General features: G+C 69.2%; 21 protein-coding genes, 1 tRNA gene and 1 pseudogene. 12 read left to right on the forward strand and 11 right to left on the reverse strand.

Going from position 1 to position 24,020, the window contains the following annotated elements; all coding sequences use genetic code 11:
* Positions 1-67: 67 nt before the first annotated feature.
* From OG194_RS21950 to OG194_RS21970, 5 genes are all read right to left on the reverse strand, one after another.
* On the reverse strand, positions 68-520 hold the full coding sequence (locus tag OG194_RS21950) for a heat shock protein transcriptional repressor HspR (RefSeq protein WP_033284884.1): 453 nt from the start codon (positions 518-520) through the stop codon (positions 68-70).
* Positions 521-525: 5 nt separating this feature from the next.
* The gene (dnaJ, locus tag OG194_RS21955) at positions 526-1,716 is read right to left on the reverse strand and encodes a molecular chaperone DnaJ (RefSeq protein ID WP_327402522.1); all 1,191 of its coding nucleotides are present in this window, start codon (positions 1,714-1,716) and stop codon (positions 526-528) included.
* Positions 1,717-1,749: 33 nt separating this feature from the next.
* The gene (grpE, locus tag OG194_RS21960) at positions 1,750-2,412 is read right to left on the reverse strand and encodes a nucleotide exchange factor GrpE (RefSeq protein ID WP_327402523.1); all 663 of its coding nucleotides are present in this window, start codon (positions 2,410-2,412) and stop codon (positions 1,750-1,752) included.
* Positions 2,409-4,253 (reverse strand): molecular chaperone DnaK, encoded by a 1,845-nt coding sequence (gene dnaK / locus OG194_RS21965; protein WP_327402524.1) that lies wholly within the window; start codon positions 4,251-4,253, stop codon positions 2,409-2,411. The genes grpE and dnaK overlap by 4 nt, the downstream gene beginning before the upstream one ends.
* A 96-nt stretch (positions 4,254-4,349) precedes the next feature.
* Entirely contained in the window at positions 4,350-5,372 is a 1,023-nt protein-coding gene (locus tag OG194_RS21970) for an MraY family glycosyltransferase (RefSeq protein ID WP_327402525.1), read from the reverse strand.
* Between the two features lie 240 nt (positions 5,373-5,612).
* Here OG194_RS21970 and OG194_RS21975 point away from each other — a divergent pair, with 240 nt between their 5' ends.
* From OG194_RS21975 to OG194_RS21990, 4 genes are all read left to right on the forward strand, one after another.
* The gene (locus tag OG194_RS21975; protein ID WP_327402526.1) at positions 5,613-7,904 is read left to right on the forward strand and encodes a (Fe-S)-binding protein; all 2,292 of its coding nucleotides are present in this window, start codon (positions 5,613-5,615) and stop codon (positions 7,902-7,904) included.
* 197 nt (positions 7,905-8,101) lie between these two features.
* Positions 8,102-8,503: a hypothetical protein gene (locus OG194_RS21980; protein WP_327402527.1), complete on the forward strand. Its 402-nt coding sequence runs from the start codon at positions 8,102-8,104 to the stop codon at positions 8,501-8,503.
* A gap of 1,472 nt (positions 8,504-9,975) precedes the next feature.
* Positions 9,976-11,472 (forward strand): FG-GAP and VCBS repeat-containing protein, encoded by a 1,497-nt coding sequence (locus OG194_RS21985; RefSeq protein WP_327402528.1) that lies wholly within the window; start codon positions 9,976-9,978, stop codon positions 11,470-11,472.
* A 116-nt stretch (positions 11,473-11,588) separates the two neighbouring features.
* Complete coding sequence (locus OG194_RS21990; RefSeq protein WP_327402529.1) at positions 11,589-12,608, forward strand: Yip1 family protein; 1,020 nt, start codon at positions 11,589-11,591, stop codon at positions 12,606-12,608.
* A gap of 111 nt (positions 12,609-12,719) precedes the next feature.
* Here OG194_RS21990 and OG194_RS21995 read toward each other — a convergent pair whose 3' ends face one another.
* Positions 12,720-13,217, reverse strand: coding sequence for a phosphoribosyltransferase (locus OG194_RS21995; RefSeq protein ID WP_327402530.1), 498 nt, complete (start codon positions 13,215-13,217; stop codon positions 12,720-12,722).
* 2 nt (positions 13,218-13,219) lie between these two features.
* The gene (gene dcd / locus OG194_RS22000) at positions 13,220-13,795 is read right to left on the reverse strand and encodes a dCTP deaminase (protein ID WP_318017687.1); all 576 of its coding nucleotides are present in this window, start codon (positions 13,793-13,795) and stop codon (positions 13,220-13,222) included.
* Between the two features lie 549 nt (positions 13,796-14,344).
* Here dcd and OG194_RS22005 point away from each other — a divergent pair.
* A tRNA-Gly gene (locus OG194_RS22005) sits at positions 14,345-14,418 on the forward strand.
* A 573-nt stretch (positions 14,419-14,991) separates the two neighbouring features.
* Here the strand turns inward: OG194_RS22005 and OG194_RS22010 are convergent.
* A complete protein-coding gene (locus tag OG194_RS22010) occupies positions 14,992-15,591 on the reverse strand; it encodes a hypothetical protein (protein ID WP_327402531.1) in 600 nt (199 codons plus the stop codon).
* Between the two features lie 185 nt (positions 15,592-15,776).
* Here OG194_RS22010 and OG194_RS22015 point away from each other — a divergent pair, with 185 nt between their 5' ends.
* The gene (locus tag OG194_RS22015; protein ID WP_327402532.1) at positions 15,777-16,412 is read left to right on the forward strand and encodes a hypothetical protein; all 636 of its coding nucleotides are present in this window, start codon (positions 15,777-15,779) and stop codon (positions 16,410-16,412) included.
* Positions 16,413-16,732: 320 nt separating this feature from the next.
* On the opposite strand, the gene OG194_RS22025 is transcribed toward OG194_RS22015, so the two are convergent.
* From OG194_RS22025 to OG194_RS22035, 3 genes are all read right to left on the reverse strand, one after another.
* A complete protein-coding gene (locus tag OG194_RS22025) occupies positions 16,733-17,749 on the reverse strand; it encodes an NADPH:quinone reductase (protein WP_327402533.1) in 1,017 nt (338 codons plus the stop codon).
* A gap of 134 nt (positions 17,750-17,883) precedes the next feature.
* On the reverse strand, positions 17,884-18,786 hold the full coding sequence (locus tag OG194_RS22030) for an aldo/keto reductase (RefSeq protein WP_327402534.1): 903 nt from the start codon (positions 18,784-18,786) through the stop codon (positions 17,884-17,886).
* Positions 18,783-19,340, reverse strand: a complete 558-nt coding sequence (locus OG194_RS22035) for a TetR/AcrR family transcriptional regulator (RefSeq protein ID WP_327402535.1) — start codon at positions 19,338-19,340, stop codon at positions 18,783-18,785. The genes OG194_RS22030 and OG194_RS22035 overlap by 4 nt, the downstream gene beginning before the upstream one ends.
* A gap of 55 nt (positions 19,341-19,395) precedes the next feature.
* Here OG194_RS22035 and OG194_RS22040 point away from each other — a divergent pair, with 55 nt between their 5' ends.
* The 6 genes and pseudogenes from OG194_RS22040 to OG194_RS22065 form a co-directional block, all read left to right on the forward strand.
* The gene (locus tag OG194_RS22040) at positions 19,396-19,527 is read left to right on the forward strand and encodes a hypothetical protein (RefSeq protein ID WP_327402536.1); all 132 of its coding nucleotides are present in this window, start codon (positions 19,396-19,398) and stop codon (positions 19,525-19,527) included.
* A 353-nt stretch (positions 19,528-19,880) separates the two neighbouring features.
* On the forward strand, positions 19,881-20,288 hold the full coding sequence (locus OG194_RS22045; protein WP_327402537.1) for a hypothetical protein: 408 nt from the start codon (positions 19,881-19,883) through the stop codon (positions 20,286-20,288).
* 84 nt (positions 20,289-20,372) lie between these two features.
* Positions 20,373-21,776 (forward strand): VanZ family protein, encoded by a 1,404-nt coding sequence (locus OG194_RS22050; RefSeq protein ID WP_327402538.1) that lies wholly within the window; start codon positions 20,373-20,375, stop codon positions 21,774-21,776.
* A gap of 329 nt (positions 21,777-22,105) precedes the next feature.
* Positions 22,106-22,690: a sigma-70 family RNA polymerase sigma factor gene (locus OG194_RS22055; protein ID WP_327402539.1), complete on the forward strand. Its 585-nt coding sequence runs from the start codon at positions 22,106-22,108 to the stop codon at positions 22,688-22,690.
* On the forward strand, positions 22,687-23,439 hold the full coding sequence (locus OG194_RS22060; protein ID WP_327402540.1) for an anti-sigma factor: 753 nt from the start codon (positions 22,687-22,689) through the stop codon (positions 23,437-23,439). Before OG194_RS22055 ends, OG194_RS22060 begins: the two co-directional genes overlap by 4 nt.
* Positions 23,440-23,616: 177 nt before the next feature.
* Positions 23,617-24,008 (forward strand): annotated as a pseudogene (locus OG194_RS22065) (fasciclin domain-containing protein); the annotation flags it as partial.
* Positions 24,009-24,020 lie beyond the last annotated feature (12 nt).

Below are 24,020 nucleotides of genomic sequence, written 5' to 3' on the forward strand. Positions count from 1 at the left end.
ACGCCCTGAGCACACGGAAGGGGCCCGGAGGTTGAACCTCCGGGCCCCTTTCGCGAGTGAGTGGACGTCAGTCCGAGGACTGCTGCCGCTTCGGCCGCCACACCACCAGCGCGCTGGTCTGCTGGACCTCCTGGTACGGGACCAGGTCGCGCCGGTACGACGCGTGCACCGCGGCCTCGCGCTGCTGCATCGTCGCCGCCGCGCCCTCGACCGCCGACTGGAGCTCGGCGACGCGCTGCTGGAGCGCGACCACCTGGTTCTCCAGCTCGATGATGCGCTTGATGCCGGCCAGGTTGATGCCCTCGGTCTGCGACAACTGCTGGACGGTGCGCAGCAGTTCGATGTCGCGGGCCGAGTAACGGCGACCGCGCCCGGCCGTGCGGTCCGGGGAGACCAGGCCGAGGCGGTCGTACTGGCGCAGCGTCTGCGGGTGCAGGCCGGAGAGCTGGGCCGCCACCGAGATGACGTAGACCGGGGTCTCCTCGGTCAGCTCGTACGGGTTGCGTCGACGGCCGTCCATCACTCTCATGCTCCCTTCGCGGCCTGGAACAGCTCCGCCCGCGGGTCCTCGCCCGCGGTCGCCTCTCGATACGCCTCCAGTGCGTCACGAGCATTCCCCGTGACGTCCTTCGGGACACTCACCTCGACGGTCACAAGGAGGTCACCCCGGGTGCCGTCCTTGCGGACCGCGCCCTTGCCGCGGGCGCGCATCGTGCGGCCGTTGGGCGTGCCCGGGGGCAGCTTCAGCGTCACCGGGGGCCCGCCCAGGGTGGGCACCCTGACCTCGCCGCCCAGTGCCGCCTCGGCGAACGTCACCGGGACCGTCACCGTGAGGTTGTCCTCCTTGCGGCCGAACACGGGGTGCGCGTCGACGTGCACCATGACGTACAAGTCGCCCCCGGGACCGCCCCGTTCACCCGGAGCGCCCTTGCCGCGCAGCCGGATGCGCTGGCCGTCCGTGACCCCCGCGGGGATCCGGACCTGCATGGTCCGGGACGACTTGGCGCGCCCGCTGCCCTTGCAGTCCATGCAGGGGTGCTCGGCGATCAGGCCGCGGCCCTTGCAGTCCGGGCACGGGTCCGTGAGCGAGAAGCCGCCGCCGGAGCCGCGCGCGACCTGGCCGGTGCCGACGCAGGTCGGGCACACGCGCGGTGTGCCGTTCTTGTCGCCGGTGCCCGAACAGGCCTTGCAGGGCTGCTGCGAGGACATCCGCAGCGGGACCGTGGCCCCTTCGATGGCCTCCGTGAAGCTGAGCGTGACCTCGGACTCGATGTCCTGGCCGCGCCGGGGCTGCGTACGGGTCGTGCCCGTGCCGCCGCGGTTGAACAGGCCCCCGAAGACGTCACCGATCCCGCCGCCGAAGCCGCCGGCTCCCCCGGCGCCACCGCCGCCCTGGGCGCCGCCTCCGAAGAGGTCGCCCAGGTCGAAGTTGAAGTTGCCGCCGCCCGCGCCGCCCGGCCCCGGGCGGAAGCCGCCGTTGCCGAACAGGGCGCGGGCCTCGTCGTACTCCTTGCGCTTCTTGGGGTCACCGAGGATGTCGTGGGCCTCGGAGATCTCCTTGAAGCGCTCCTCGGCCTTGGCGTTGCCCTTGTTGGCGTCCGGGTGGAACTCGCGGGCGAGCTTCCGGTACGCCTTCTTGATCTCGGCCTCGGTGGCGTCCTTGGGGACGCCGAGGACCTTGTAGTAGTCCTTCTCGATGAAGTCCTTGGTGCTCATCCTCGACGCCCCTCCTTCTCTTCGCTCGGTGCGTCAGCCCTCTTCAGGGCCGTTGTCCTTCTCGTCGGCGGCCTCGGACTCGTCCTCCGCCTTGCCGGTCCCCGTGGCGCCGGGCTGCGGCTCGGCGACGGCCACCCGCGCGGGGCGGATGGTGCGCTCGCCGATGCGGTACCCGGGCTGAAGGATCGCGACGCAGGTCGTCTCGGTGACGTCCGGCGCGTACGAGTGCATGAGGGCCTCGTGGATCGTCGGGTCGAAGGGCTCGCCCTCCTTGCCGAACTGCTGCAGTCCCATCTTCGCCGCGGCGGTCTCCAGGGATTCCGCCACCGACTTGAAACCGCCGACGAGTTCGCCGTGTTCCCGCGCGCGGCCGATGTCGTCGAGGGTGGGCATCAGCTCGGTCAGGAGGTTCGCCACGGCGATCTCCTTGACCGCGATGCGGTCCCGCTCGACCCGGCGGCGGTAGTTCTGGAACTCGGCCTGGAGCCGCTGGAGGTCCGCGGTGCGCTCTTCGAGCGCCTTGCGCACCTGGTCCAGCTGGGCCGTCAGACCGGCGATCTGTGCACTTGCGTCCCCTGCCGGGGCCGCCCCCTCCCCACTACTGGAGGGGGAGGCGGCCTGCGGCTCGGCGTCGTCGGGGGTGGCGCCGGAGGGGACGTCGGGCTTCTCGTCGAAGCCCGGAGTCTCCTCCGTCACGCGGCACCGTCCTTGCGCTCGTCGTCCACGATCTCGGCGTCCACCACGTCGTCGTCCGCCTTGGGCGCCTCGGCACCCGGGGCGTCGCCGCCCGCGGCCTGCGCGGCCTGCGCGTCGGCGTACATGGCCTGGCCGACCTTCTGGGAGACGGCGGAGACCTTCTCGGTGGCCGTACGGATCTCGGCGGTGTCCTCGCCCTTCAGCGCGGCCTTCAGCTCCTCTACGGCGGCCTCGACCTCGGTCTTGACCTCGCCGGGGACCTTGTCCTCGTTGTCCTTGAGGAACTTCTCCGTCTGGTAGACGAGCTGCTCGCCCTGGTTGCGGGACTCGGCGGCCTCGCGGCGACGGTGGTCCTCGTCCGCGTACTGCTCGGCCTCCTGGCGCATGCGGTCGACCTCGTCCTTCGGCAGCGAGGAGCCGCCGGTGACGGTCATCTTCTGCTCCTTGCCGGTGCCGAGGTCCTTGGCCGTGACGTGCATGATGCCGTTGGCGTCGATGTCGAAGGAGACCTCGATCTGCGGGACACCGCGCGGGGCCGGCGGCAGACCGGTCAGCTCGAACATCCCGAGCTTCTTGTTGTACGCCGCGATCTCGCGCTCGCCCTGGTAGACCTGGATCTGCACGGAGGGCTGGTTGTCCTCGGCGGTGGTGAAGATCTCGGACCGCTTGGTCGGGATCGTGGTGTTGCGCTCGATGAGCTTGGTCATGATCCCTCCCTTGGTCTCGATACCGAGGGACAGCGGGGTGACGTCGAGGAGCAGGACGTCCTTGACCTCACCCTTGAGGACACCGGCCTGGAGGGACGCGCCGATGGCGACGACCTCGTCCGGGTTGACGCCCTTGTTGGCGTCCTGGCCGGCGGTCAGCTCCTTGACGATCTCGGCGACGGCCGGCATACGGGTGGAGCCACCGACGAGGACGACGTGGTCGATCTCGTTGATCGAGATGCCGGCGTCCTTGATGACGTTGTGGAACGGCGTCTTGCAGCGCTCCAGCAGGTCGGCCGTCAGCTGCTGGAACTGGGCGCGGGTGAGCTTCTCGTCCAGGTGCAGCGGGCCCTCGGCGGACGCCGTGATGTAGGGCAGGTTGATCGAGGTCTCGGTGGAGCTCGACAGCTCGATCTTGGCCTTCTCGGCAGCCTCACGGAGACGCTGGAGGGCCATCTTGTCCTTGCCCAGGTCCACGCCGTGGCCGGACGCGAACTGCTTCACCAGGTAGTCGACGACCCGCTGGTCCCAGTCGTCACCACCGAGGTGGTTGTCGCCGTTCGTGGCCTTCACCTCGACGACGCCGTCGCCGATCTCCAGGAGGGACACGTCGAAGGTGCCGCCACCGAGGTCGAAGACGAGGATCGTCTGGTCGTCCTTGTCGAGGCCGTACGCCAGCGCCGCGGCGGTCGGCTCGTTCACGATGCGCAGGACGTTCAGGCCCGCGATCTCGCCGGCCTCCTTCGTCGCCTGACGCTCGGAGTCGTTGAAGTACGCCGGGACGGTGATGACCGCGTCGGCCACCTTCTCGCCCAGGTAGGCCTCGGCGTCGCGCTTCAGCTTCTGCAGGATGAAGGCGCTCATCTGCTGCGGGTTGAAGCTCTTGCCGTCCAGCTCGATCTTCCAGTCCGTGCCCATGTGACGCTTCACGGAACGGATGGTCCGGTCAACGTTCGTGACCGCCTGGCGCTTGGCCACCTCTCCGACGAGCACCTCGCCGTTCTTGGCGAAGGCGACGACGGACGGCGTGGTCCTGGCGCCCTCTGCGTTGGTGATGACGGTGGGCTCGCCGCCTTCAAGAACGCTGACGACGGAGTTAGTCGTGCCCAGGTCGATGCCGACCGCACGTGCCATGGTTGATTCCTCCAGCAATGACTTGAGTGGAACGGACTCAAGTGTGCACGACACTCACCGCTGGGTCAACAGAGCTGAGTCGACCAGGCTCAACTCTTATCCGTTCCTTACACGCAACTGCGCCCTGACCTGCGTGGACGCGGCACGCCTCGCCCCGTAGACAGTGACTTTAAGCAGTCCGAACACGACCACCAGGGCCCCGCCCGCCACCCACACGACGGCGGATTCACCCACCCACCCGTTGTTCACGAGCACCCCGACGAGCACTCCGGAGAACCCCCCGACGGCCAGGACCACCACCGCCCCCTGCGGAGTGAGCCCCAACCGCCGCAGCCGATGGGCGAGATGGTCGGGCCCGCCCCGCAGCAACGCCCGCCCGGCCAGCCGTCGCGACAGCAACACCAGTACGGCATCCGCACTCGCGACGGCGGTGAGCGCGAACAACACCCCCACACTGGACGCGAACCCGCGCCCGGCCTGCGTGACCACGGCGGCCGAGGCGAGCACGAACCCCGTGAACAGCGACCCGCACGCGCCGAGCGCGATCCGCGCGGGATGCCAGTTGCGCATCAGGAACCCGGTGAGCGCGGCGGCCAGCACACTCAGCAACACCGCGAACCCGTCCATCACTTCCATCGCGGCGCAGGCCCCGACCCCGAAGGCGGTGATCACGCCCACGGTCCCGGCGAGCCCGTCGGCGTGATCGAGCCCCTTGAAGGCGCCGGCGACGAACACGATCCAGACCGCGGCCAACACTCCACCGGGCACCCCGATCTCGCCGTACGGCACGACACAGGCCGCCGCCACGGCCGTACCGAGGACGAGGAACCGCGTCTTCAGCCGCCACACGTCGGCGACGAGCCCGAGCGCGGCCACGGCGGACCCGGCGCCGAGCAGTCCGCCGACCCCGTCGCCGAGCGGGGCGACGCCGGTCCAGTGGCACGCCCAGGTCACCGAGACGACGGCGAGCACGACGGCGAGTCCCCCGAGCAGCGGTACCGGACGCGTCCGCCGTCTGCGGTCGACGATCCGCGCCCGCAGTGCGGGCACCCGGAGCAGTGCGGTGAGGAGGGCGGAGAGGAGCAGGGCGGTCGTGGCGGCGAGAATCCCGTAGAGCACGGATCCAAATTAGACGCAAATGTACCAATTCAGTACGAATAACACGATCAGACCGTAACAAGCTCGGGAACAAGCCCGGAGCAGGTCTTTTTAGGCAACCCTCAGCGACACACATCACCGCACGGCTGGCTACAGTGCGACGCAGGATAGGGGTAGTCTCGGTCGAACCGATTAAGTTACCGCTTAGTAATGTGCTGGGTGGTAATGCCATGACCCCTCGCAGGCCCGAGGAGCCCTGAAATGCAACTCGCCGCGATCATCGTGTCGCTGGTACTGATCGTGGTCGGTGTGGCGCTGTTCGCCCGCGCCGTCCTACAGATCTACACCTTCATGCGACTCGGCCAGAACGTGCCAGCGGGCACCCGCACCGACGAGCCCGTGCAGCGCACCCTCACCGTGGCCAAGGAGTTCCTCGGCCACACCCGGATGAACCGCTGGGGTGTCGTCGGCGTCGCACACTGGTTCGTGGCGGTGGGCTTCTTCTCGCTGCTGCTGACGATCGTCAACGCCATCGGCCAGCTCTTCCAGGCCGACTGGCTGCTGCCGGTCATCGGTGAGTGGGCGCCGTACAACGTCTTCGTCGAGTTCATCGGCACGATGACGGTCCTCGGCATCCTCGCCCTGATCGTGATCCGCCAGCTGAGCAAGCCGAACAAGCCAGGCCGCAAGTCCCGTTTCGCCGGCTCGAACTTCGGCCAGGCGTACTTCGTCGAGGCCGTCATCCTCATCGTCGGCGTCTGCATCTTCATGCTGCACGCGCTCGAAGGCGCCCAGCACCACGTCGACGCCTACGAGGCGTCCTTCTTCATCTCGTACCCCGTGGTGTCGGCCCTGGAGCACCTGGACGTCTCCACACTCCAGAACCTCACGTACCTCTTCGCGGGCGTGAAGATCGCGACCTCCTTCATCTGGATGATCACGGTCGCCCTGAAGACGGACATGGGCGTCGCCTGGCACCGCTTCCTGGCGTTCCCGAACATCTGGTTCAAGCGCAACGCGACCGGCGAGACCTCGCTCGGCGCCCTGCTCCCGATGACGTCGGGCGGCAAGCCGATCGACTTCACCGACCCGGGCGACGACGACGTCTTCGGCGTCTCCCAGGTCGAGCAGTTCTCCTGGAAGGGCCTGCTGGACTTCTCCACGTGCACGGAGTGCGGTCGCTGCCAGTCGCAGTGCCCCGCCTGGAACACGGGCAAGCCCCTGTCCCCCAAGCTCCTGATCATGTCCCTCCGCGACCACGCGCACGCCAAGGCCCCGTACCTGCTGGCGGGCGGCGGCAAGTCGATGGAGGGCGAGGAGAAGGCGACGGAGGAGCAGCTCGCAGGCGTCCCCGCCGCCGCCCTCGCGGAGGCCGAACGCCCGCTGATCGGCACGCTCGAAGAGAACGGCGTCATCGACCCGGACGTCCTATGGTCCTGCACCACCTGCGGCGCCTGCGTCGAGCAGTGCCCGGTGGACATCGAGCACGTCGACCACATCGTCGACATGCGCCGCTACCAGGTGATGATCGAGAGCGCGTTCCCGTCCGAGGCCGGGACGATGCTCAAGAACCTGGAGAAGAAGGGCAACCCCTGGGGCCTGGCGAAGAAGCAGCGCCTGGAGTGGCTCAAGGAGGTCGAGTTCGAGGTCCCGGTCGTCGGCCAGGACATCGAGGACCTCACCGAGGTCGAGTACCTGTACTGGGTCGGCTGCGCGGGCGCGCTGGAAGACCGCGCCAAGAAGACGACGAAGGCCTTCGCGGAACTCCTGCACATCGCGGGCGTCAAGTTCGCGATCATGGGCGGCGACGAGAAGTGCACGGGCGACTCGGCACGGAGGCTCGGCAACGAGCCCCTGTTCCAGGAACTCGGCATGGAGAACGTCATGGCCCTGAACATGGCGTTCGGCGAGGAACTGGACGACGACGGCAAGGTCGTAGCCGAGTCCGCGAAGCCGAAGTCGGCGAAGAAGATCGTCGCAACGTGCCCGCACTGTCTGAACACCATCGGCAACGAGTACCCGCAGCTCGGCGGCGACTACGAGGTCATCCACCACACCCAGCTGCTCCAACACCTCGTCGACGAGGGCAAGTTGGTCCCGGTCACCCCGGTCGAGGGCATCATCACCTACCACGACCCCTGCTACCTGGGCCGCCACAACAAGATCTACACGCCCCCGCGCGAGATCATCGCCAGCGTCCCCGGCCTCCGCAACGAGGAGATGCACCGCCACAAGGAACGCGGCTTCTGCTGCGGCGCCGGCGGCGCACGCATGTGGATGGAAGAGCGCATCGGCAAGCGCATCAACAACGAACGCGTGGACGAAGCCCTCTCCCTGAACCCGGACATCGTCTCAACGGCCTGCCCCTTCTGCCTGGTCATGCTCACCGACTCGGTCAACGGCAAGAAGAACGACGGCAAGGCCAAGGAATCGATCCAGGTGGTCGACGTGGCCCAACTCCTCCTGGACTCGGTCAGGAAGCCGTCGGACGACGAGCCCCCGGCAGGCACCGCGGAACCGGAGAACGCCCCGGAACCCCAGCCGGTGAAGTAAGGCCCGATCCGCTACGACGGCGCCCCGCACCCTCCTCGAAGGGTGCGGGGCGCCGTCGTCGTAGGGGGAGGGGTGTAGCGGGCTACACCCCTGATCCGGGAGAACGGTCCCTCGTGACGGCGAGCGCGCGACGGAATCGTAGAGGCCAGAGATCACGCCCCTCTCCGATGCCTCCGATCCCCTCCGAAGGAACTCCCGTGAAGTCGCTGCTGGCCACCCTGAAGTCGCTCGGCGCCAACCTCCTGCTCTGGTCGTTCTTCGTCGGCGGCCTCGCCGCGAGCACGGCCTCCGGGGCGGTGCTGGACGGTACGGCGAAGAACGCCGCCACCTACACCGGTATCGCCGTCTCGCTCCTGGCCGGCTCGCGCATAGCGAAGAAGCCGAAGATCAAGGCGTTCCTGTCGAAGCGGTCGACGCTGTGGTTCCTGTTCCTCTTCAACGGCGGTGTGGCCGCGTTCTGTTACCTCTCCATGGACGGCGTCAAGGGCATCGCGACCGCGGCGGGCATGGGCCTGGTCTCCCTGGGCGCGGCGGGCGGCCTGCTGGCGAACCGCCACGAGCCGACCACCAAGCCCCGCCTGGAAGAACCCTGGGCCTGACCCCACCCCAACCGCCCCCTCTGCCTCCTCCGACGTCTCCAAAGCACGACATCGGGAAGGCGAACGCGACTTGATACGTGGACGTTGGGCCACTCGCTTCTTGGCCAGTGTCGTGCTTCCACGGCCCGAGTAAAGGGCGCTCCCTACGGTCGCGTCGCCTTCGGCGATGGCCCTGCGGGCCACCCTTGACTAGGGCCGCTCCAGCCCGTTTCAGAAGCGAGCGAGCGGCCCGGAGGAACGGGTGGCCAGGTAGGGACCCCCTTGCCTGAACCGTGTTGCCGGCCGGTGCGAAGGGGCGCGCTCGCGTCTCGCCAGCACGCCGGGCTGGCTTAGCGGCTACCCGCCGGTGGAGTGGGAGGCGCGACACGAGTGGAGAGTGCAGGGGGGCATGCTGCCGTCCGACCCGCACACCGCCTCGGCTTGAGCGGCCGACGCCGGGTGGGTAGGTGCTGGAAGCCGGGGGTAAATCTAACCACCGTCGTGACCTCTGACCGGTTAGAAAAGACCACAGCCTACAGAGCAGACACGACCGGAGACCCGGGGGCCAGGCCGGAGGGGCCGCGAAATGTGACACTTCCGCTTCCCCTTCCGCTACGGCTGTCACATTTCTGCGGACCGGGCGCCCCGTGGCCCAGGGAGGGCCCATAACCCACCGCCTGTCACCCATGGCCCGTTGCTCGCGAGGCCGAGGTCGACCCCCGCGCACCCCACCAACCGGTAGCCGCTGAGCCGACCCGGCGTGCGGGCGAGACGTCAACGCGTCGCACTCGCCCCGGCTCCGCCCCGCCCTGGTCTCTCTGGAAGCTGTGTCTATTTCTAACCGGTCACAGCCCGCTACGGTGGTTAGATTTACCCCCGGCTTCCCGCAACCACCCATCCACCCGTCCGCCCATCCACTCATCCGCCCACCCACCGTTGGCCGCTGAGCCGGCCCGGCGTGCTGGCGAGACGCGAGCGCGCCCCCGGGCGCCGGGCCGGAACTCAGTACAGGCAGGGGGATTCTTGCCTGGCCACCCATCCCTCGGGGCCGCCCGCTCGCTTCTGAAACGGGATTGAGGGAGGTGAGTCAAGGGTGGAGCGGAGCGGAATCGGCGTAGCCGACGCGACCGCAGGGAGCGCCCTTTACTCGGCTCCCGCAATCCCGACACTGACCAAGAAGCGGGCGGCCCAACGGTCACATCACGGCGTACGCAAGTGGCACAAGTGGCGTATCAGGGCGGCGACTTGAGCACCGGCAGTCGTCATCACCGCACGCACCTGACCCGCCCCCAACGCCCCCACCCACTCACTCACTCACTCACTCACCCCAGAGATTTACCGAACTCACGTACAACCCTTGCGCACCACCACAGGTCTCCTGATCGCCAACCACCCGTGAAGCCAAGGACAACTCCCGGCAAACACGGACGGTCCGCACCCCATCGACGCGGATGCCCGCCACGCATCCCCCGCATGCCGCAGGAGAACCCCGCATGCACCAGAAGCATCACCTGCACCTGCGCCTCGCCCTCGCGACGGCCGCCGCGGCCGCGCTCACGGGCGGTCTGCTCACGCTCTCGGCGACGACGGCCACCGCCGCCGACTCGTTCAAGGTCGCGAAGGCCGACTTCAACGGCGACGGATTCGGCGACGTCGTGGCCTCGGCCCCCGGCGCCTCCGTCAGCGGCCACGCCAACGCCGGCCAGATAGTCGCGCTGTACGGCAGCGCCACCGGCGTGACCTCCGCCAAGCGCTCTGTCATCAGCCAGAACTCCGGCACCGTGCCCGGCACCGCCGAGGCCGGCGACTGGTTCGGCGGCGCGACGGCGTACGCCGACTTCAACGGCGACGGGTACGACGACCTCGCCGTGGCCTCGCCGAGCGAGAAGGTCGGCACCGACACCGACGGCGGCGCCCTCGCGATCCTGTGGGGCTCCGCGAGCGGCCTCACCGGCAAGAGCAGCGACGTACCCGACCCGGCCGTCTCCTCGCACGACTACTGGGGCCTGTCCCTGGCGGCCGGCGACTTCGACGGCGACGGCAAGGCAGACCTGGCGGTGGGCAGTTCGGCCGCCACCCTCTACGTCTACAAGGGCGGTTTCAGCAGCTCCACCGGCCAGCCCGGCGGCCGTTACACCGTCAAACCCCCGATCCAGCCCGGCAGTTCAGGCTTCCCGTACGGCCCGGAGCAGCTCACCGCCGGTGACGTGAACGGCGACGGCCGTACCGACCTGGTGGTCGACGGCTACGAGACGCAGACCGACAACGGCTGGAACACCAACTACTACCTGCCCGGCAGCGCGACCGGCCTGAGCGTCACGGGCGTCAAGACCCTCAAGCCGGGCATCGTCACCGGCATCGGCGACATCAACGGCGACGGCTACGGCGACATCGTCACCGGCGCCGACTGGGACGCGACCACCAGCGACGGCCAGACCATCCCCGACGCCGCGAACGGCGGCAAGGCCAGCATCACCTACGGTTCCGCGTCCGGCCCGGCCTCGACCACCGGCATCACCCAGAACACCGGGAACGTACCCGGCAGTTCGGAGAAGGGCGACGGCTTCGGCTGGGACCTGGACCTGGGTGACGTCAACGGCGACGGCTACCAGGACCTCGTGGTCTCCACCCCGGCGGAGGACCTCGGCAGCGTCTCCAACGCCGGCATGGTCACCGTCATGTACGGCTCCGCGAGCGGCATCAACACCTCCACCGGCCTCCAGTCCTTCGCCCAGAGCACGGCGGGTGTCCCCGGCACGGACGAGAAGAACGACCTGTTCGGCGAGGACGTCAAGCTCGACGACGTCAACGGCGACGGCAAGGCGGACCTGATCATCGGCCAGGCCGAGGACGGCGGCGACGGAGCGGTGACCTACCTGCCCTCCACCGGCACGAAGATCGGTACGACCGGCTCCCGCGCCCTCTCCGTGACCTCGGTGGGCGTCTCCACCTCGGGCACAGCCCAGTTCGGCTCCCTCTTCGCCGACTAGGACCCGCCCCGGCCTGCACTTCTTCTCCGCCGGGCCCGTGCCGACCGACCACCACGGCCGACACGGGCCCGGCCCCTGTCACCCCCTCAGGGATCCCACCGGATTCCCCTTAGGGGATGTCACAGCTCGGCAGCAAAGCCCCGCCCGAAACCCCCGGCCCGACACGTGTCTCCGTGGAACCAGGTACGTTCGATGACGTGGCTGGATTCAGGATCGGACGCGGCGGCCGGGACGGCAGGGCCCCGCAAGCGCGCCCTCAACAACCTCCGTACGGGCAGCAGGCACCCCCGGCGCCGCAGGGACAGCCGTACGGCTACCCCGCGGCTCCGCAGCAGCGACCGCAGTACGGAAGCGCTGCGGGCGGCGGCCGGCAGTGGTCCCAGGGGAACGGCGGCAACGGCGCCTACGGCGACGAGCCGGAGTACTTCGGCGACGGCAGCGGCGGGTACGGCCAGGGCGCCCACCCGGGCACCCCGGACCCGTACGCGGCGAACAACCCGGGCAGCACCCAGGCCTTCGCCGTAGGGGAGGACCCGTACACCCAGGGCGGTACGTACCGCGCGGGCTCGGCCCAGGCGCCCACGGGCCCGATCGGCCCCCGCCTGCACTGGAAGGACCTGCTGAGAGGCATCGTCCTCGCCCCCCAGCAGACCTTCCTCCAGATGCGGGACTACACGATGTGGGGCCCCGCCCTGATCGTGACGTTCCTCTACGGCCTGCTCGCGGTCTTCGGTTTCGACGGCGCCCGCGCGGACGCGATAGGCGCCACCCTGGCGAACGCGGTCCCGATCGTCCTGATCACGGCCGTGGCGATGGTCCTGTCGTCCTTCGTCCTGGGCGTGGTCACCCACACCCTGGCCCGCCAGCTCGGCGGCGACGGGGCCTGGCAGCCCACGGTCGGCCTCTCCATGCTGATCATGTCCCTCACGGACGCCCCCCGCCTGGTCTTCGCCATGTTCTTCGGCGGCGACGCGACCTTCGTCCAGGCCCTCGGCTGGGCCACCTGGGTAGCGGCCGGCGCCCTCCTCACGATGATGGTCAGCCGCTCCCACGACCTCCCCTGGCCGAAGGCCCTGGGCGCATCGGCGATCCAACTCATCGCCCTGCTGTCGATCGTGAAACTGGGCACGTTCTAGAGGCTCCTGGGCTACGACAGTCTCTCCGCTACGACGGCGAAAGGCTCCTGGTACGCGCCGGGAGCCCTTCGCCGTCGTAGGAGATGCCGTCGTAGGAAACGCCACCACCGCTCAGGCGTCGAGGACCTGGCCTGTGCGGCGCACGACCGGCGGTTCGACGGACCACGGGAAGTTGATCCACTCGTCGGTGCGCTTCCACACGTACTCGCACTTCACCAGTGACTGCGACTTCTCGTAGACGACCGCGCTGCGGACCTCGGCGACGGCGTCGAGGCAGAAGTCGCGGACCAGTTTGAGGGTCTTGCCGGTGTCGGCTACGTCGTCGGTGATCAGGACCTTCTTGTCGGAGAAGTCGATCACGTCCGGGACGGGCGCGAGCATGACGGGCATGTCGAGGGTGGTGCCCACGCCCGTGTAGAACTCGACGTTCACGAGGCTGATGTTCTTGCAGTCGAGGGCGTAGGCGAGGCCGCCGGCGACGAAGACTCCGCCGCGGGCGATGCTGAGGATGATGTCGGGCTCGTAGCCGTCGTCGGCGATGGTCTGCGCGAGTTCGCGCACGGCGACGCCGAACGCCTCGTAGGTCAGGTTCTCCCGCGCACCGGCCACGGTCACACCTGCGTCCGGTGGAAGTTGAGGAAGGAACGGGAGGCTGTCGGGCCGCGCTGGCCCTGGTAGCGGGAGCCGTAGCGCTCGCTGCCGTAGGGGAACTCGGCCGCCGAGCTGAGCTGGAACAGGCACAGCTGGCCGATCTTCATGCCCGGCCAGAGCTTGATCGGGAGGGTCGCGAGATTGGAGAGCTCCAGCGTCACATGGCCGGAGAAACCGGGGTCGATGAAGCCCGCGGTGGAGTGTGTGACGAGCCCGAGCCGGCCGAGGGAGGACTTCCCTTCGAGGCGCGAGGCGAGATCGTCGGGGAGGGTCACGACCTCGTAGGTCGAGGCGAGCACGAACTCGCCGGGGTGGAGGATGAACGGCTCGTCGCCCTCCGGCTCCACCAGCCGCGTCAGATCCGCCTGTTCGACGGACGGGTCGATGTGGGGGTAGCGGTGGTTCTCGAACACCCGGAAGTAGCGGTCGAGGCGCACGTCGACACTCGACGGCTGCACCATGGATTCGTCGTAGGGATCGATCCGGACCCGCCCGGCGTCGATCTCGGCCCGGATGTCCTTGTCTGAGAGAAGCACGCCCCGAGGATACGCAAGACGCGCGGACCGACCACAATCGGACGGACCCGCGCGCCAGCGACTACTGCGATACCGCTGCTGATACCCCTGCTGCTACTGCCGGTTCCACGGCTACTTCTACTGCTTCTCCAAGGTCACCAGCACCACACTGCGGAGCCGGGCACACCGCGGACACCTCACGAGTCGGCCGGGGCCGAGCCGCTCCGCCTGCTGCATCGGGAACGAAGCGGTACTGAACACGTGCCCATCGGCACATCGGACGACGGTGCGCTCCATCAAGTCCATGAGTCCCTTCCCCAAGAGCCGCGCCCGACTGCTGCTCGCCGGACGCCAAATGCCACATTACGGGATGAAAGGAACGACTCTCCAGGCGGCACTCCGGTCCCACCCAGACCCTCTTCCACGCCTCCACCGTACGCCCCAACTCCGGCCCGCCGCAGCCTCGTCCGCCCTACGAAACGCAGCCGGGCCCCTATGGCTTCAGCGCCGGGGACCTGACATGCGGTACAGTGACGGCGCGTTCCGACACCGGTTCAACCGGCGTTTTTCGCGGGTGTAGTTTAGTGGTAGAACATCAGCTTCCCAAGCTGAGAGTGCGAGTTCGATTCTCGTCACCCGCTCCATGACGAAGGCCCAGGTCATTGACCGGGGCCTTTTTGGTGTCCGCTGTGGTCAGCTGTCGCGTGCCAGGTTCGTGCCAGGAGGCTTTTCGGGCTTGGGACTCCCGACAAAAGTGCTGGACTTGGCCTGGTCAGTGGTCGATGTCGTGCACGAGGCCGCCGAGCAGCGGGATGCAGTCAGCCGCGCAATCGCACGCGCCAGACCCGGCGACCAGGCACGCATCGACGTCGAGGTCGAGGTCGAGGCGATGACCCTGGTGTCGGTCCCGCCCCGGGAAGTCCTTCGGCGCAAGCCGCCCGTGCTCGCGATCACCGCGGCGCCCCGGGGTGTGATTGAGCCAGGTGGTTGGGACTTGGGCGCGACATCTTTCACTCCTGCGGCGCCCACAATGTGCGCAATGAGCTGTGACACGACAGTTGGCGCTTTGTCACGAGGGCTGGAACCGCCGCGGGTGACAGGAAGCTCGACAAGTCGGCGTGTTTGAGGCCGGTCGTCACGGCAGCGGGCGGGACCAGGTCAACCGAGACGACGCCGGCCGTCCACACTCCCGGGACAAGAGCGGGTGAGACAGCCCCCTATGGCTGAGTGGGGCCGGCTGACGGGACGCGTTGTCGGCGCAGGAGCAGCTCTGCGGGCCGCCGCAGGGCGAAGGCCAGGCCGAGGACGAGTGGGATCCGCAGGAACTGCTGGATCACCGGAGGCCCGGGCTTGTCACCTCGCCTGAGCGGGGCACTGCCCTGCGGATCGACGGTCACCGTGTAAGTGCCGCCTACCGCCCACTTCCAGCCCATGAGCCCGTTCTCCTCGATCGGAGCCAGCGGTGGGCCGTCGAGGACGGTGACGGTGTAGAGGTGGGCGCTGTCACCCATGCCGTCGCCGGCGGACCACCGAATCTGTCGGACCCTGACGTGTTCGGTACGCCCGTGCTGGTGCAGTGCCTGCTGATCCAGCTCCAGGTTCTGGAGGATCAGCACCCCGAGGAGGCACACCGCACACAGCAGCCACCGGATGTCCAAGTACCGGCACGTGCCCAGGAACACGCAGGCGAGGAGGATCGCCAGCGCGCACAGCACGTCGATCCACTGGGCGTGCGCGACGACGGCTGCGCGCACGATCGCCCACAGCGCCAACGCCGCGCCGGTGCTCGCGGCGCCCACCAGCACCCGCCAGGCCACGCCTGTTCGCCCTTGGTCTGCTTCCTCCGCGCTCACCCTCACCCCTGCTCTCGACGAAACCGCCGACCTGGTGGTGCACGCGTTCCAATGTATGGATTGTTGAACGATCCTTCAATAGGATGGTTCAACAATGAGTCGTCTGCTTCGCGGACGCGGAACGGTAACCAACCGGAGGGCTGAAGAAGATGAGCCGGCATCAGTTCGAACAGGTCGACGACCTCGGGGAGATCCTGTTCTGCGACGACCCCGCGCTGCGGCTGGGTGTGCTGACGGGTCTGGAGACCGCGGAAGGCACGGTCACCCTCGATCCCGCACGGACACACCGCATGCCCGCTGCTCTCTTCGAGTTCAGGCATGCCCTGGGCGTGGGCTACTTCGGGTACATCGCGCCGGAGGGAGCCTCCCTCGACGACATACCCGAGGAACCGCAGATCGAAGGCGCCATCCTGTTCGGCATGAGGCGCATACCGCCCGAGGTCTCCGACCTGTGCTCGATCCCCGGATGGGAGCTGCACGAGATACCCGATGAAGAGCCAAAACTGGAGCGGTGCTACGGATACACCTACTCCCGGCTGGAACTGCGGACGCCCGACGGGGAGATCTACTCCCGGACCTGGGTCCCGCACGACCCCGAGTGGGCAGCCGCCGCCCTGCGTCACGGCTACGTCGTGTGCCTGTGCGGCGTGGAACTGGGGATCCGCGCACCGTACGCGATGACCGACGCCCAGCACACCCCGCGCATGCGCCACGAAGCCTTCCACCGCGGATGCGAGCTGGGCCTGACCATCGGCGGACTCGTCGCCTACGTCGACCACCGCTGACCCGAAACACCGAGCCGGCACGCTTCGAGTACGGACCGGGCGGCGACGCGGCGTTCGAGCGGGCCCTGCGGACGATGTGAGGTCGACGTGCTGAAATCCCGGTTGTGAGGCTGTTTGACTGTGAGGCTGTGCGGGCTCGACTGCCACGACCCGGCGGTAGACGCCCGGGCCGGAGCCGTGCCCGGCGCCGCGCCGGGCGACGTACGGGGCGATGTGCGGGGTGATCCGGAACCGGCGGGCCTTGTCCCGGTAGACCTCGTGGTCATAACCGCGGTCCGCGTACAGGCGCTTGGGGCGGCGCAGTGGCCGGACGCGTGTCACTACATGACGCTCACCAGGACCTTGCCGACGGCTCCGCTCTCCACCGCCCGGTGCGCGTCGGCGGTGCGGTCGAGCGGGAAGCGGACCAGCGGCAGGCCGTGCTCCTCGCCGACCGGCAGCGCGCCGTCGCGTACTGCGGCGGCTACGTCGTCGACAGCCGCGGCGAGTGCCTCCGGACCGGCCGTGTAGAGCACCAGGAACTGCAGGCGTGCGTTCAGCACCATGCTCTGGAGCACGTCCAGTTCGACCGGCCTGCCACCGTCGCTGGCGTAGGCCGAGATCGTGCCGCGGGTCCGCAGCACGGCCAGGTCCAGTGCGAGGTTGGTGCCGAGCGCCACCTCGGCGACGATGTCGACGCCGTCCGGGGCGATCTTGCGGATCTCCGCGGCCGGATCGCCCTCGCGATAGTTGAGCACGTGGTGGGCCCCCGCGGCGGTGGCCAGCCGGGCCTTCTCCGGGCCGCTGACCGTGCTGATCACGGTGGCGCCGGCCCACCGCGCGAGTTGGATCACCGCGTGCCCGACCGCTCCGGCGCGGCCCGCGGCGAGCACCACCCTGCCGTCGAGCGCTCCGGGCCGCAGACGGCGCGGCCCGTCCTCGGCGACCGTGAGCGCGCGGTGTGCGCTGAGCGCGGGGACTCCGAGTGAGGCGCCGACGTCGAACCCGACCTCGTCGGGCAGCGGCACGGCCAGCTCGGCGGGCACGACGGTGAACTCGGCGGCGGTACCGGTGGGCCGCCCCGCGGCGGCCATGAACAGCCAGACCCGCTGACCGACCCGGCTCCGGTCGATCCCCTCACCGACGGCGTCGATCGTGCCGGCGCCGTCGAGGTGCGGGGTGACCTCCGAGAAGTGCCCGGGGTGGGCAGCGCGGGAGCGGGTCTGCCAGTCGGTCGGGTTGACCCCGGACACGGCGACCCGGACGCGTACCTCGCCGGGGCCGGGCGCGGGCAGGTCACGGTCGACGAGTCGAAGAACGTCGGGGCCGCCGGCGTCGCGGTACACGATGGCCTTCATGATTCGTCCTCAGAACCTGGTGGAGGAGGGGTTCCCGGCGCGGCCGGGAGTTCCGTCGGGGTGTCCGGTGGCGTGTGGTCGCGCCCGGGGTCTGGTCGACTCCGGTCAGCCGAGGGAGATCTCGTTGGCTCCGGTCAGCCGAGGGGGACCTCGTTGGAACGGGACTCGACGGCATCGAGAGCGGCCAGGGTCGCGGCGTCGAGGGTGATCTCGCTGACCGCCGTGTTGGCTTCCAGGTGGGCGGGGTCGGCGGTGCCGGGGATGAGCAGCACGTTCGGGGCGTGGTGCAGCAACCAGGCGAGGCCGACCTGAGTGGCCGTGACGCCCAGGTGTGTGGCCGCCGCGTGCACCGCCGGCTCGTCGGTCGCCTTGGGCAGGCCCGGGAAGGCCCCGCCGAGCGGGAAGTACGGCACCCAGGCGATGCCCTCGGCCAGGCACAGTTCCAGCATGTCCTCGTCGGCGCGGGAGACGAGACTGTAGGCGTTCTGCACGCAGGCGATGCCCGCCGGCAGGGCGCGGCGCAGGACGTCGAGAGTGACGCTGCTCAGGCCGATCGCACCGATCTTGCCCTCGTCGCGCAGCGCGGTCATCACCGCGAGCTGGTCGTCGAGGTCGACGACCTGGTCGCCCTCGGGACGCAGCCCGGGGCCGGAGTCGAGACGGCGGAGGTTGACCACCTGGAGTCGGTCGACGCCGAGGCTGCGCAGGTTGTCCTCGACGCTGGCGCGCAGCTGCTCGGGCCGCTGCGCGAGACGTAGCGGCGGGTGACCGCCGGGGTCGGGGTCGGCGCCGACCTTGGTGACGACCAGGACGTCGTCCTCGGGGCGCAGTGCCTCGCGGATCACGGCGTTGGCGAAACCGAAGCCGTAGAACTCGGCGGTGTCGACATGGTCGACGCCCAGCTCGACCGCGCGGCGCAGCAACGCGACGGCCTCGGCGCGGCGGTCGCGCAGGCGCTCCAACTGGAGCGCGCCGTAGCCGATCCGGGAAACGGTGCGGCCGGCGAACGTAGCGGTGGGAGTGGTGGGAGTGGTCATGGCGCTGCCTCCTCGGGCGGTGACTGGAGGGCGGTGTAGAGCAGTTCGGCCTGATAGAGCGCCATCACCCGGTGGGCGATCGGGGTGGCGCTCTCCCGGGCCCCGGCCGGGTCGTGGTGCTCGACCTTGACCAGCCACGCCGTGACGCAGTCGTGCAGCATCGCGCGCATCCGGTCGGTCATGTCGACGACGATGTCGCGGACGGCCGGGTTGGTGGTCGCCTCGCCCCAGGTCTGTACGGCGAGCCGGGCCCTGACGGGGTCGATCGCCGCGACGAGCCGGGCGAGCAGTTCGTCGGGGTCCGGCGGGACGTCGCTCGCGGCGTGCTCGCCGAGGACCCTGGCGCGCTCGGCGAGATCCCCGCGGGCGACTGCCTGGACCAAGTCGGCCTTGTTGCGGTAGTGCGCGTAGATCGAGCCGGCCGAGAGGCCTGACTCGGCGATGATGTCGGCGATCGACGTCCGCTCCAGGCCGTTGCGGCCGAAGCAGCGGACAGCGGCCTCGGCGATCTGGGCGCGCCGAAGTTCCTTGCGCGCGTCGGTGAGTCGCGGCACCACACCCCCCTCACAAAAAGAATTGTTGTTCTGCTTGCGGGGGGACACTAACAGAATGGCCGTTTCTTTTGTGCTGGAGCAGACCCCTTTTGCGATGGGGCAGGCCGCGCAGGACGAGGCCGCACCGACCGCGGAACCCCGGTCCGGCACGGAGACGGCCACACTGCTGAACCTGCCCGCACAGTGATGAACTCCGCGCCGCCGCACCACTCGGCGGAACGACATCGCAGGCCACGGTTCGCCTCGCGTTCAGAGTTCCGGCGCACACATGTCGCCGTGCTTCATGACGCCCGCGGGTTCGGATCGATCCGGTGGGTTGCCGCGCAGGTCCGCCAGGTGTCCGTATGCGCCGCGTGACCGTGACGCGGCCGGTGACTCAAACCTCAGATGAAGCTCAGAGGATCCCCATGGGATGGTCAAGTGATCTTTACCAAGTAAGCAGTGTGTGATCAAGTGGTCACGACCTTCCACCCAGCACCACCTCTCCGCGTGTCCACGCGCCGGAGATGTTGGCATGCGCATTACATCCAGGGGGACTTCATGCGCCGTAGTACCAACGCCACTCTCGCCGCCCTTGCCATCGCGGCGGGATCTCTCATGTTCGGTGCGCCGACCGCCTCGGCCGCCGCCTACTGCGACAGCTCCGGTTACACCGCCACCAGCGAGCCCATGGAACGGTGTACCTCGCTGTCCAACGGCATCCTGACCATCCACCAGGGTGGGAGCGGCGTCATGACCACCCAGTACTACAAGTCGGGCGGATCCGGTATCTCCGCCAGCCTCGGCTACTCGCGCTCGGGGACCACCCACTACAAGGCGGCCGTCTCCATCAGTTCGGGCCAGACCAAGAACGCGTCGTGGTCGCTGGGGGCCGACGCCTACTGCTCGAACATCATCGGCCTGATGAACAGCGGCAGCACGTACCAGACGCCCACCTCGCACTGCTAAAGCAGAGCCCCACAGGCCCCGCCCGCCAGGGCGGGGCCTGTCCCAATCCGCTCACCTCGCCCTGACCAAGCAAGGAACCGCGCCGTGTTTTCCGCGATCTTCCAGCACCACATCGGCTATCTGGCCGTGTGCACACTGATCGGCCTCATGTGCGGCGGCGCGGCGTGGACGCTCGCCCGTAAACGGGGGAACCCTCACGGCGCATGGTGGTCCGGACTCGCCTTCGTTCTCACCGGCGTCCTCGGTGTCACGTTCATGGGCGCCGGCTCGGCCAGCGGCGCGTGTGTCCTCAACCATGAGTTCGCCGAGCCCTTCCACACCACGCGGGGGTGGTGGAACCTCGCCATGATGGTCCCGGTCGGCGCATGCGCCGTCCTGGCCGTCCGTCGCCCGCTGCCCGTCCTGTTCGGCGTCGTCGCGCTGCCTCTGGCCATCGAGTTCACTCAGGCCTCCGTCAATGGCCTGGGGCGTGTCTGCGACAGCTCGGACGCCGAGATGAGCATCGTCGGAGGTCTGACAGGGCTCGCCGTCGCCGCGGCCGTCCTCGCGATCCGCCACTCGCTCGTCTGGAAGGCGGGCACGAAGGGGACGTTGATCGCCTTCGCGGCACTGCTCCTCCTGGGATCGGGACTAGCGCGCCCGATGCTCGACGTCACGAACATCGACGGCAGCAGCCTCGCCGACGCGGACCCCGCGCAGAAGCGGGCCGTCGAGGCCGCCGTGAAAGAAGCGTTCGGCGACCGTTACAAGCTCGGGCAGTTGTACGAGCGGCCGTGTGCGGGCCCCTCATGCACCACCGTCATCTTCAACCTGTACAGCCGTGAAGAGGGACACTCCGAAGCCTTCGGCACCGGCAGTCTCTCCTGGCCGGACAAGAAGCACCTGAACGTACAGCTGGAGAACAGCGACCGGTCCACCGTCATGGGATACCCGCTGGAAGGTGCGAAAGCCCCGGCCAGCGATGCGGCAGCCTCTCGCCTCACGAAGTCGTACGCCCAGCGAAAGTACCCGTGGGCGATGAGCGCGACCATGACGCAGACGTCCCCCGTGGGCGAAAAGGCCGAACTCGGCTGGATCACGGCCTGGAGATGGGCTCACGACAACGTCCTCATGCCCCGGATGCTGGACGTCCAGGTGGACAGGGCCGGGCGGGTGTCCCAGATCGACGTCACCCTCGGCCCGACCCGGGCGAATCTTCCCAAGGCCAAGCTCGACGCCGGGCAGGCCGAAGAGGAAGTGAACAAGGTGGTGGCGGCGAAACTTCGGGCCAACGGAAACACCGGTGCGGAATTCCACACCAGGACGGTCACGGTGAAAGCAGTCGAGCAGGACGGTGTCTGGCAGCCGAACTGGCTGGTGAACGTGACGTGGCCCGGCGACGGGAAGGGCGCTGCTTCGCAGGAGGCGGCAGCGGTCGACACGTACCGCGTGAACGGCGTCACCGGCCAGGTGTACGACACCGCCGGGCAACTCCTCACGACCGGCTGACCCCGTCGTCGACAGGTTCCGCTCCGGCCCGGGGCCGAACGGGATCATCCCGCCCGCCCGAACCGCATGCCGAGCGATGCGGCAGAGCCCCCGCCCTGATGGGTGGGGGCTCGTTCATGTGCGGCCATGGCCGCCACCCGTCGCGGTGAGGCCCTCCGCCGTGGCCGGTCCGGCGACCGCCTCCCGCGGTTCCGTGCGGGTCATCGGGCCCACGGCCCACAGCCCACAGCCCACGGCCCACGGGTGAACCTCCGGCGCTCCGGGACCAATCCTCGGCAGGGTTCAGGATCGGATTACGTCCGGAGATGTCCCGCTCACGAAGGATCCCTGTGAAAGAAGCCATCAGTATCGGCGGAAATCCGTCGATGCAGCCCGATCTGCAAGAGCTGGTGGGCCGGGTCGCCCTGGGCGACGAAAAGGCTTTCGCAGCTGTCTACGACGCCGTCGTCAGCCCGGTTCTCGGTGTCGCCCGAGCCGTGCTGCGCGACCACGCCCAGTCGGAGGAGGTCGCCCAGGAGGTCCTGGTCGAGGTGTGGCGCACCGCCCCGCGCTACCGCGCCGACCGCGGGACGGCCATCAACTGGATCCTCACCCTGGCCCACCGCCGCGCCATCGACCGGGTGCGCTCGGTGGAGGCCGCGGCGGCCCGGGACAACAAGGCCGCGCTGCTCGCCCGTACACCGGAGTTCGACGAGGTCACCGAGCAGGTCGAGGCGCGGCTGGAGCGGGAACAGGTACGGCGTTGTCTGCGGACGCTGACCGAGATCCAGCGCCAGGCCGTCACCCTCGCCTACTACCGGGGACTGACCTACCGCCAGGTCGCCGAGGCGCTCACCCTGCCGCTCGGCACCGTCAAAACCCGGCTGAGGGACGGCCTCATCCGGCTCCGCGACTGCCTGGGAGTGACCGCGTGATCACCGCTGACCTGCACCTGCTGACCGGCGCGTACGCCCTGCACGCCCTGTCCGACGAGGAGTGCGAGATGTTCGAGCGGCACCTCGCGGGCTGCGAGGCGTGTGCCCAGGAGGCGGCCGAACTGTCCGCCACCGCGGCCCGGTTGGGCCTCGCCGTGTCCGTGGAACCCGACCGGGATATGCGCGGGCGGGTCCTGAGCCGTATCACCGCGGTCCGTCAGGAGGCACCGGGCGGGAATCCGGCGATCCCTTCCGGTCGCGCGGTGCTGCGGGCCCGCGTGCTGTCGCGGTGGACGCTGGCCGCCTGCCTGGCCGCCGCTGCCGCGCTCGGCGGGACCGCCGTGTGGCAGCACCAGCGGGCCGAGAGCGCGCTCGCCCAGGCACACCGGGCCGAACAGGGGACGACACGGATCAGCGCCGTGCTCGCCGCGCCGGATGCCCGGGCCCAGGCCGTGCCGCTGCCCGGGGGCGCCGACGGCACGGTCGTCGTCTCCCGCAGCCGGGACCGGGCGGTGTTCGTGGTCTCCGGGATGGCCCACGCGCCTGCCGGGAAGGTCTACCAGCTCTGGTTCGACGACGGGGGCACCATGCGGTCGGCCGGCCTGATGAACCCCGACCGCGCCGACCAGGCCGTCCTCCTGCGAGGCGCCGTGGACGGGGCCTCGGGCATGGGGATCACCGTCGAACCCGCGGGCGGCTCGAAACAGCCCACGACCACGCCGCTCGCCCTGACCCGCTTCTCGGCCTGAGCAACCTTCTCCGACTCAGGGGACCTTCCCGCGTCCCGTCTCAGGTGGCATGGCCCGGCCCGTGAAGAGCGAGCGGCAGGTGGACCGTAGCCGCGTATTCGTAGCGGCATATCCGTAGCCAATGCGGCCCCGGTTGGTCGGGGAAAATTTTCATCCGATCGGGCAGACGGCCAACGTATCCGCCGTACCGCGGTCGTCGTCGCGGCAGCGGCCGTGCTTCCGCTGGCTCTGAGCGCCTGCGGCGGCAACGCCGGCGGCTCCGCGAAGTCCGGCGCCTCCACCAGGGCGTCCTCGTCCGCGTCCGGCGACAGCGTGAACAACGCCGGCGCCACGACCGACGACCAGCCCTTCGGTACGGCCTGTTCCGGCGTCCCGAAGAGCGGCGCCGGCTCCTTCGACTGCATGGCCAAGGACCCCGCCACCGCCGCCTCCAACAACCCGGCGCTATCCACGCTCGTGGCCGCGGTGAAGAAGGCCGGCCTGGTCGACACCCTCAACAACGCCCGGGCATCACAGTGTTCGCGCCGACCAACGACGCCTTCGCGAAGATCCCGAAGGCCACCCTGGAGTAGGGCTCCTTC

The organism is Streptomyces sp. NBC_01288 (assembly GCF_035982055.1).
Taxonomy (GTDB): Bacteria; Actinomycetota; Actinomycetes; order Streptomycetales; family Streptomycetaceae; genus Streptomyces.

Excerpts from the sequence above, each read along its gene's own strand:
- OG194_RS21950 (WP_033284884.1), bottom strand. The coding sequence starts at position 520 with ATGGACGGCCGTCGACGCAACCCGTACGAGCTGACCGAGGAGACCCCG.
- dnaJ (WP_327402522.1), bottom strand. The coding sequence starts at position 1,716 with ATGAGCACCAAGGACTTCATCGAGAAGGACTACTACAAGGTCCTCGGC.
- dnaK (WP_327402524.1), bottom strand. The coding sequence starts at position 4,253 with ATGGCACGTGCGGTCGGCATCGACCTGGGCACGACTAACTCCGTCGTC.
- OG194_RS21975 (WP_327402526.1), top strand. The coding sequence starts at position 5,613 with ATGCAACTCGCCGCGATCATCGTGTCGCTGGTACTGATCGTGGTCGGT.
- OG194_RS21985 (WP_327402528.1), top strand. The coding sequence starts at position 9,976 with ATGCACCAGAAGCATCACCTGCACCTGCGCCTCGCCCTCGCGACGGCC.
- OG194_RS21990 (WP_327402529.1), top strand. The coding sequence starts at position 11,589 with ATGTCACAGCTCGGCAGCAAAGCCCCGCCCGAAACCCCCGGCCCGACA.
- OG194_RS22015 (WP_327402532.1), top strand. The coding sequence starts at position 15,777 with ATGAGCCGGCATCAGTTCGAACAGGTCGACGACCTCGGGGAGATCCTG.
- OG194_RS22025 (WP_327402533.1), bottom strand. The coding sequence starts at position 17,749 with ATGAAGGCCATCGTGTACCGCGACGCCGGCGGCCCCGACGTTCTTCGA.
- OG194_RS22030 (WP_327402534.1), bottom strand. The coding sequence starts at position 18,786 with ATGACCACTCCCACCACTCCCACCGCTACGTTCGCCGGCCGCACCGTT.
- OG194_RS22040 (WP_327402536.1), top strand. The coding sequence starts at position 19,396 with ATGGCCGTTTCTTTTGTGCTGGAGCAGACCCCTTTTGCGATGGGGCAG.
- OG194_RS22045 (WP_327402537.1), top strand. The coding sequence starts at position 19,881 with ATGCGCCGTAGTACCAACGCCACTCTCGCCGCCCTTGCCATCGCGGCG.